At 74.7% G+C, this 8238-nt stretch carries 9 protein-coding genes; 4 read left to right on the forward strand and 5 right to left on the reverse strand.

The window, feature by feature from the left end; all coding sequences use genetic code 11:
* The 3 genes from NUM_RS10410 to NUM_RS10420 form a co-directional block, all read right to left on the reverse strand.
* Positions 1–461, reverse strand: a 461-nt coding sequence (locus NUM_RS10410; protein ID WP_207124588.1) for a hypothetical protein, incomplete at its 3' end; no start/stop codon positions are given.
* Positions 462–512: 51 nt separating this feature from the next.
* On the reverse strand, positions 513–1001 hold the full coding sequence (locus tag NUM_RS10415) for a hypothetical protein (protein WP_207124589.1): 489 nt from the start codon (positions 999–1001) through the stop codon (positions 513–515).
* 100 nt (positions 1002–1101) lie between these two features.
* Positions 1102–1920 (reverse strand): aldo/keto reductase, encoded by an 819-nt coding sequence (locus tag NUM_RS10420; protein ID WP_207124590.1) that lies wholly within the window; start codon positions 1918–1920, stop codon positions 1102–1104.
* Positions 1921–2009: 89 nt separating this feature from the next.
* Between NUM_RS10420 and NUM_RS10425 the strand changes: the two genes are divergently transcribed.
* The 4 genes from NUM_RS10425 (at position 2010) to NUM_RS10440 (ending at position 5820) form a co-directional block, all read left to right on the forward strand.
* Entirely contained in the window at positions 2010–2894 is an 885-nt protein-coding gene (locus tag NUM_RS10425; protein ID WP_207124591.1) for a LysR family transcriptional regulator, read from the forward strand.
* Between the two features lie 167 nt (positions 2895–3061).
* Complete coding sequence (locus NUM_RS10430) at positions 3062–3514, forward strand: lamin tail domain-containing protein (protein WP_207124592.1); 453 nt, start codon at positions 3062–3064, stop codon at positions 3512–3514.
* A gap of 160 nt (positions 3515–3674) precedes the next feature.
* On the forward strand, positions 3675–5168 hold the full coding sequence (locus NUM_RS10435; RefSeq protein ID WP_207124593.1) for a B12-binding domain-containing radical SAM protein: 1494 nt from the start codon (positions 3675–3677) through the stop codon (positions 5166–5168).
* A 31-nt stretch (positions 5169–5199) separates the two neighbouring features.
* A complete protein-coding gene (locus NUM_RS10440) occupies positions 5200–5820 on the forward strand; it encodes a DUF1684 domain-containing protein (protein ID WP_207124594.1) in 621 nt (206 codons plus the stop codon).
* A gap of 72 nt (positions 5821–5892) precedes the next feature.
* Here the strand turns inward: NUM_RS10440 and NUM_RS10445 are convergent, their stop codons facing one another.
* Positions 5893–7302: a tetratricopeptide repeat protein gene (locus NUM_RS10445; protein ID WP_207124595.1), complete on the reverse strand. Its 1410-nt coding sequence runs from the start codon at positions 7300–7302 to the stop codon at positions 5893–5895.
* 332 nt (positions 7303–7634) lie between these two features.
* A partial coding sequence (locus NUM_RS10450) for a nucleotidyltransferase family protein (protein ID WP_225918480.1) occupies positions 7635–8238 on the reverse strand: 604 nt, incomplete at its 5' end.

Consider the following 8238-nt stretch of genomic DNA (forward strand, 5'->3'; position numbering starts at 1 on the left):
GGCGCCTGCGCCGCGGCCGGTTGCGGCGGCGGTGTCGGGGCGCGCAACATCGCGAGCACCAGCAGCATCGCGCCGAGCACCCCGCCCAGGACCAGCAGCACGCCGAGCACGGTCCGCCAGCCGGCCGCACCGCCGTGCGCCAGCGGATCCCACTCGGCCGGCGGCGGCCGGTCGCGTTGCTCGTCCCGCTCCCGGTCCGCGCTCTGCTCGCGGTCGGCACTGTGCTCACGGTCCGGGCCCTGCTCGCGGTCGGCACTGTGCTCGCGGTCCGGGTCCTGCTCGCGTCGGCCGTCTCGCTCCCGGTCGCCGCTCCGCCCGGGTCGCCCGTCCGGCCCGGCGGAGGCGGCCACCGGGTCGGTGTCTCGCCGCTCGGCGGCGGCAGCGGAGAAATCGGGCGCCGGGAACTGGACGGTCGGGGCCTCGGAGTCCCGGCCGTCGGGGTTGCCCGCCGGCTGCTGCATCACCCCTCCGTCCCGGTGCCCGGGCAGCCCGCGACCCGGCACCGTGACGCGTCAGTCCCCGTTCGGCCGCCGCCGTACCAGCAGCACGACCCCGCCGGCCAGGGTCACGCCGAGCACGCCCAGGCCGGCCGCGGCGAGCGCGGTGGTACCGCGGCCGAGCCGCGCGGTCGCGCCGTCACCGGTGTCCGGGTTGCCGTCCGGCGTCACCGTGAACTGCTTCGTCCCGGGATCGGGCGAGGTGGTGTCCTTGCAGTTGACGGTGGCGGTGTAGGTGCCCGGCTGCACGTTGCTGAACGTCGCGCTCAGCACCCCGCTCGCCTCCGGGTTGCCCGCCATGTCCTGCTCGGTGGCGTCGTTGGAGCCGGTCTGGATCGCCGCGACGGCACCGCTGGAGGCGCAGTCGGACGTGCTGACGGTGACCGTGCTGCCCTCCACCACGACCGCGACCAGCGGCGCCGCGGCGGCACCGGACGACAGGGCCAGGGATGCACCGGCGGCACCGAACGCCCCGGCGACGACGATCCTGCGCACGAAGGACATCCCATACACCCCCCAAGTCGCATATGAGGTGACTCGATCACCGTAAACGGTGCCGGCCGCTCGTGATCACGGTTCCGGCCAGCTGCCACCCCGCCGGGTGTCACCCGGAGCCGGCGGTCAGCTCCGCGACGTCCTCAGTGGACAGTCGCAGGTCGGCGGCGGCGAGGTTCTCGGCCAGGTGCTCCGGGCTGCCGGTACCGGGGATCGGCAGCAGTACCGGCGATCGGTGCAGCAGCCAGGCCAGCGCCACCTGCGTCGGCGTCACGCCGTACCGCGGGGCGATCGCGCGCGCCGCGGGGGTGAGCGTGCGCGGCGCCACCGGCAGCCACGGCAGGAACGCGATGGCGTGCCGCTCGCAGTACGCCAGCACGTCGTCGTGCCGCCGGTCGGCCAGGTTGTACCGGTTCTGCACGGCGGCGATCGGCACGATCCGGCGGGCCGCGTCGAGCTGCGCCACCGACACCTCGGACAGCCCGACGTGGCGCACCACGCCCTCGTCGCGCAGCTGCCGCAACGCACCGAACTGGTCGTCCGCCGGTACCGTGGCGTCGATCCGGTGCAGCTGGAACAGGTCGATGACCTCGAGCCGCAGCCGGCGCAGGCTCAGCAGCGCCTGCTGCCGCAGGTACTCCGGCCGACCGCAGTCGTACCAGTCGCTGCCCAGGTTGATCCGGCCCGCCTTGGTGGCCAGGACGAGCTGCTCCGGGTACGGGTGCAGCGCCTCGGCGAGCAGCGTCTCGTTGTCGCCCAGATCGTACGAGTCGGCGGTGTCGATCAGCGTGACGCCGAGCTCCACGGCGCGCCGGGCCACGGCGACGGACCAGGCGCGGGCCGCCGCCGGCCGGCCGGGCAGCCGCAGCGCGCCGAAGCCGAGCCGGCGTACCGGCAGGTCGCCACCGAGCAGGAACGTGTCGGTCATCTGTCTCCCTTTCGTCGTCGTCCACTGTGCGCGAGCGGAATCGTTCAGACAAGCGAGACTGTCTGAGTCCAACCGCGTAGCATCGCTACATGCTCAACCTGGAACGGCTCCGGGTGCTGCGGGCGGTCGCCACCACCGGTTCGGTCCGCGGCGCCGCCGCCACCCTGCACGTGACCACCTCCGCGGTCTCCCAGCAGATGGGCCGGCTGGAGCGGGAGGTCGGGCAGCGGCTGGTGGAACGCAACGGCCGCGGCATCCGGCTCACCGACGCCGCGCTGCTGCTGTCCGAGCACGCCGGCGCGCTGCTGGCGCAGGCCGAAGCGGTGGAGACCGATCTCGCCCGGCACCGCGGCGCGGTGGTCGGTGAGCTGCGGCTCGCCGCCTTCGCCACCGCCGCCCGGGGCCTGCTCCCGGCGGCGCTGCGCGCGCTGCACGACCGGTACCCGGCGCTGCGGGTGTGCACCGCGGAGCAGGAGCCGATCGTGGCGCTGCCCGGCGTCGCCGCCGGTGACCTCGACGTCGCGATCGCCCAGGACTGGCCCGAGGAGCCGCTGGCCGTACCGGACGGGCTGAGCCGCACCGGCCTGGTCGACGACGTGTTCGACCTGGCCCTGCCGGCGCAGCACCCGCTCGCCGACCGGCCGGCGCTGGACCTGGCCGAACTCGCCGACGCCGACTGGATCGGCTGGTCCGCCGGGCAGCTGTGCCACGACTGGCTGCGCCGCACCGTCCCGGACGCGGCGGTACGGCACACCGCCGGCGAGCACGCCACCCAGCTGGCGTTCGTCGCCGCCGGGTACGGCGTCGCGCTGCTGCCCCGGCTCGGCCGCGATCCGGTACCCGCCGGGGTGCGGTTCGCCGCGGTCCGGCCGGCGCCGGTACGCCGGGTGTTCGCGGTCTGGCGGGCCGCGGCAGCCCGCCAGCCGGCCATCCGGGCCACCCTCGCCGCCCTCCGCGCCGCCGCCCGCCCCTGACCAGGCCACCCGCCCGCCGGGGCCGGAACCGCTGGGCGACAGGGCATCCGGCGCGAACCGATCGGCGGCCGCGACCGACCGACCGGCTGAGCTGGCGTGGCCACTCCGGCCGCTAAGGTGTGCTCACCGTGCGTCGTCGAGTGGCGACGCGATCGAAGGAGTGGCGTATGCGTGCGGTGATGCGGGTGGGGATCGGGGCGGTCGCGGCCGGCCTGACGGCGGTGGTACTGACGGCGAGCCCGGGCGCGGCGGCGACCCCGGCGGTGCACTTCGCCGGGATCCAGTACAACGCGCCGGGCACCGACACCAGCAGGAACGTCAACGGCGAGTACGTGAAGATCTCGAACTCGGGAAGCAGGGCGGTCAGCGTCAAGGGATGGTCGGTGCGCGACGCCGCCGGCCACAAGTTCACCTTCCCCACCTACACCATCAAGGCGCACGACAGCCTGTGGCTGCACTCCGGCAAGGGCACGCACACGCACCGGACCTTCTACTGGGGCTCCGGGTGGCACATCTGGAACAACACCGGGGACACCGCGACGCTGCGCGACTCGCACGGCAAGTACCACGACAGCTGCCGCTGGACGAAGTCCACCTCGTCCGGCTGGAAGGCCTGCTGATGCCATGGGCCGCACCGGGTTTCCGGTGCGGCCCGGCCGTCCCGGCCGGCGAGGGGAAGGCCGGGACGGCCCTCGGTGGCGAGAACCCGCACGGTTCCCGCGCACGGTGCGCACGGCGGCTGCCAGGAATCTCCACATCCGGTGCGTAGCTTCGCCGGGCATGAGAGTCACCATGGTGTTGCCGGCGCTGACCGAGGCGACGAGCCCGCGGCTGCGTCCGATCAAGTACTCGCTGTTCCCGCCGCTCGGGCTGGCCACGCTCGCCGGCTACCTGTCCGACTCCGACGAGGTGCGGATCGTGGACGAGCACGTGCAGCCGCTGCGGCTCGACGACGACCGGCCCGATCTCGCCGTGATCCAGCCCTACATCACCTCGGCCCGGCGGGCGTACCGGCTCGCGGCGGCGTACCGGGCGAAGGGCGTGCACGTGGCGATGGGCGGGCTGCACGTCACGTCGCTGCCGGACGAGGCGGCCCGGTACGCCGACACGATCTTCCTGGGGCCGGGTGAGGACACCTGGCCGCAGTTCCTGGCCGACTTCCGGGCGCGGCGACCGAAGCCCCGCTACGTCTCGCGGGAGCGCACCCTGGCGCGGCTGCCGCCGGTGCGCCGCGACCTGATCGACCGGCACCGGTACCTGGTGCCGAACTCGCTGGTGGTCTCGCGTGGCTGCCCGCACCACTGCGACTTCTGTTACAAGGACGCGTTCTTCACCGGCGGGAAGTCGTTCTACACCCAGGCGGTCGACGACGCGCTGGCCGAGATCGAGCGGCTGCCCGGCCGGCACCTGTACTTCCTGGACGACCACCTGTTCGGCAACCGGCGCTTCGCTGAGGCACTGTTCGACGGGATGCGCGGGATGGGCCGGGTCTGGCAGGCCGCGGGCACCGTCGACTCGGTCCTCGCGCCGGGGCTGCTGGAGCGGGCGGTCGAGGCCGGGCTGCGCAGCCTGTTCGTCGGCTTCGAGACGGTCAACGACGCGAACCTGCCGGCGCAGCGCAAGCGGCAGAACATCGGTCGTGACTACGCCGCCGTGGCGCGGCGACTGCACGAGGCCGGGGTGATGGTCAACGCGAGCTTCGTGTTCGGCATGGACGACGACGGCCCGGACGTGTTCTCCCGTACCGTCGACTGGGCGGTGGGGCAGGGTATCGAGACGGCGACCTTCCACATCATGACGCCCTACCCGGGAACGACGCTGTACCAACGGATGCAGGCCGAGGGCCGGATCCTGCACACCGACTGGGACCGGTACGACACCCGACACGTGGTGTACCGGCCGGCCCGGCTCACCGCGACCGAGCTGACCGACGGGTACTGGCGGGCGTACCGGGACTTCTACCGGTGGTCGGCGATCTGGCGCGGCGCGGGCAGCAAGCCGGGCGGCCGGGACCGGCTGCGGCACCTCGCGTACGCCGGCGGCTGGAAGAAGCTCTCCCCGCTGTGGCACACGCTGATCCGGGCGCGGCAGGTGTCCCGCGCGCTGCCGTTCCTGGAGTCGCTGCTGGGCAGCTTCGGCGCCCGCCGACCGGGGCCGCCCGCTCGCGCCACGCGCGGCGCCCGCCCGGCCCCGCCGGTACGTCCGGCGCGAGGCGTCCGCCCGGGATCGTCACCGTCGGTGGACAGCGCCCGCGCGCCCGACACGGCGAGGTAGCCGGTCGGGGACGGCGCGGTAGCGTCGGGGCATGGAGTCGAGCACCGACGCGGGCACCGCGCTGCAGCTGGCCGACTGGCGCCGCACCGTCGCCGAGCTGTACGCGCGGGTGCGCGCCGCCGCCGACCCGGCCGACGGGCACGCCCGGTGGCGGGTGGGCCGAGACGCGCTGTTCACCGGCCACCCGCAGAGCCCGCTCGGCCGTTCCGATCCGTTGCGCGACACCGGCCTGCCCTACTGGCCGTACGATCCGGCGCTGCGGTTCGAGGTGCCGGTGACGCCGCCGGACGCGCCGCAGCGGCGCGACGTGGACACCGGCGCCGACGGCGTCACCAGCTACGAACTGCTCGGTTCGGTGCGGTTGCCCGCGCCGGTGTCCGCCCCGCTCGCGGTGTGGTGGACCCGGCAGTACGGCGGTGGGCTGTTCCTGCCGGTGCGCGACGGCACCGCCGGGCACACCAGCTACGGCGCCGGGCGCTACCTGCTGGACACCGCCAAGGGCGCCGACCTCGGCGGCACCGGCGACCGGCTGGTGCTCGACCTCAACTTCCTCTACCACCCGTCCTGCCGGTACGACGACAGCTGGGTCTGCCCGCTGGCGCCGGCGGAGAACACCGTCGCCGCCGAGATCCGCGCCGGCGAGCGGCTCTGACGCCGCTCGCCGGCGAGCGTTTCCGGCAGCGCCCGCGGCGAGGGTCGCGACGGCCCTCGCCGGCGCGCGTGGTCACGGATGCAGCGCGGCGCGGAACGCGGCGCGCACACCCGCCTTGCTCGGCGTGACGTACTGCGCGCGGTCCGGGCCCGTGTCGTAGCCGCCGTAGTAGCTGTACGACAGGATCTGCGGGCAGCTGCTGCCGCCGATCTGCAGCGTCCGGTGCACCACCAGCTTGCCGGTGCGCAGCTCGTACGCCCGGATCGGGATCGCCACCTTGTAGAACGTCACCCACACCGGCGAACCGGAGCCGTCCAGCTTGGAGTACGGGCAGGTCTGCACCCGGGAACCGAGCTTCGTGTCGCCGACGCACACCACCAGCGCGGCCTGGGCGGCGTCCGACACCGACCAGGAGCCGGGCAGCTTGTCCACGTACTCGGAGTTGCCGTACAGCAGCGACTTGTTGTGCGACTTCCGAAACGGCGTGGCCGCCTCGTACTTCGCCGGGTCCGAGCAGTACTTCGGCAGCTCGCCGGAGTAGCCGGTCAGCCGGGACCGCACGGTGGACAGCTGCTGGCCGAGCGTTGCGGTGCGGATTCCCTTGTGCGCCTTGGTAACGAGCTCGCTGTCCGGGAACTGGTCGATCAGCTGACGGTACCTTGCTAGCGCCTTCGGCCAGGACTTCTGGTCCACCAGCGCGTCGCCGCAGCCGAGCAGCGCCGGCGGCGCGTCCCGGGTGGCGGTCTTGGCTGCCGTGTCGAGCACGGTGTGGTTGGGGTGCCGGGCGCGCAGCCAGTCGGTCACCGCCGCGGCCGGGCACGGGTCCGCCTTCGGCAGCACGCCGAGGAAGTCGGTCAGCACCGCGCGCACCATCGGCTCGTGCCCCGGGTATCCGGTCAGCACCTTCTGCAGCCCGGCGAACCCGGCGGCGAGCTGGTGCGTGTCGCCGGTGGCGAGCGAGGTGCCCAGCTGACCGGCGGCGGTGTGCAGCCGGTCGCACGCCCGGTGCGTGGTCTCGGTGCGCACGGTCAGCGGGGCGTCCGCGAACCGCAGCCCGAACCAGACCCGGTCGACCGCCCGCGCGGCCTGCCCGCAGTCGCCGGCCCGCTTGGCGTCGGCCAGCGCCGAGTCGACAAGGTACCCGTCGACGCGCAGCGCCGCGACCGCCAGCAGCACCGGCACCGCGAGGTACGCCGCGACCAGGCGTTGCTGCCGGGCCGCCACCGGCACCGCGCGCCGCCGTGCCAGGTACCACCCGTGCGCGACCAGCGCCACCCACCACAGCGCCACCACGACCTCGAACCACACCGCCCGCCACGCGGTCGCCAGCAGGACCAGCAGCACGACGGTGACCAGGTCGGTCAGGACCGCGAGCGCCCACCGCCGCAGCATGAGGTACCCGATCCCGAGCAGCGACGCGTTCCCGAGCGCCACCGCCATCGGATCGCCGAACACCACCGACACCCGCGCCGGCGGCGCCACCACCGGACCCGGCACCGGCGGCGGCCCGGCCGGCCCCCACCCCGTCGCCGGCCCCGACGGCTCCGGCGGCCCTGCCGGCCCCGCCGGTTCCGGCGGCCCCGACGGCCCTGCCGGTTCCGGCGGCCCTGCCGGCTCCGGCGGATCCGGTGCTCCGGGCCGTACCGGCCCCCAGTCGTTCATCGCGACCTCCACTCGACCCCGCGAGTCTCCGCCCACCGGTCCGGGACCCCTCCCACCAAATCTACCCAGTGAAGCATTCGCCAGGCCATTCACCGCGAGTACGGACAGGACGGGACGCCCGGCCGTGCGTGGGGCATCGGCGCGGGCGTGGGTCAGCCGGAGAGGGAGTCCAGGTCCTCGGGGGTGTCGATGTCGGCGGGCGAACCGGTGTCGCCGCACTCGACGAGCGTGACCAGCTCCGGATGGGCGCGCAGGAACGCCCGCGCGCCGCGGTCGCCCCGGGCCGACGCCAGCAGCCGCGGCCAGTACTCCCGGCTCAGCAGCACCGGGTTGCGCGGCTCGCCGGCGTAGCCGGCCACCGCGAGACGCGCCCCGGCGCGGTGCGCGGCGATCAGCCGGCGCACCGCCTCGACCCCGACGAGCGGCTGGTCCACCAGGGCGACGACGGTGGCGTCCGCCTCGCCCGGCAGCGCCGAGATCCCGGCGCGCAGCGACGAGCCCATGCCGTCGCGCCAGGCCGGGTTGTCCACCACCGTCGCGCCCGGGCAGGTCAGCGGCGCGGCGCCGGACACCACGTACACCGGGTCGCAGCCGCCGCCGGCCAGCAGCGCCACGCCGTGCTCCAGCAGCGTCCGGCCGCGGAACGGCACCAGCGCCTTGGGCCGGCCGAACCGGCGCCCCGCTCCCGCCGCGAGCAGCAGCCCGGCGACCGTCGTACCGCTCATGGCCGGCCCCGGGTTCGCGCCGGCCGGCGGC

Origin of the sequence: Actinocatenispora comari (genome assembly GCF_017312725.1) — a bacterium.
GTDB classification, from domain to species: Bacteria; Actinomycetota; Actinomycetes; order Mycobacteriales; family Micromonosporaceae; genus Actinocatenispora; species Actinocatenispora comari.

What these genes read in the sequence shown, in the direction of transcription:
- NUM_RS10415 (WP_207124589.1), bottom strand. Translation starts at nt 1,001, where the DNA reads ATGTCCTTCGTGCGCAGGATCGTCGTCGCCGGGGCGTTCGGTGCCGCC.
- NUM_RS10420 (WP_207124590.1), bottom strand. Translation starts at nt 1,920, where the DNA reads ATGACCGACACGTTCCTGCTCGGTGGCGACCTGCCGGTACGCCGGCTC.
- NUM_RS10425 (WP_207124591.1), top strand. Translation starts at nt 2,010, where the DNA reads ATGCTCAACCTGGAACGGCTCCGGGTGCTGCGGGCGGTCGCCACCACC.
- NUM_RS10430 (WP_207124592.1), top strand. Translation starts at nt 3,062, where the DNA reads ATGCGTGCGGTGATGCGGGTGGGGATCGGGGCGGTCGCGGCCGGCCTG.
- NUM_RS10435 (WP_207124593.1), top strand. Translation starts at nt 3,675, where the DNA reads ATGAGAGTCACCATGGTGTTGCCGGCGCTGACCGAGGCGACGAGCCCG.
- NUM_RS10440 (WP_207124594.1), top strand. Translation starts at nt 5,200, where the DNA reads ATGGAGTCGAGCACCGACGCGGGCACCGCGCTGCAGCTGGCCGACTGG.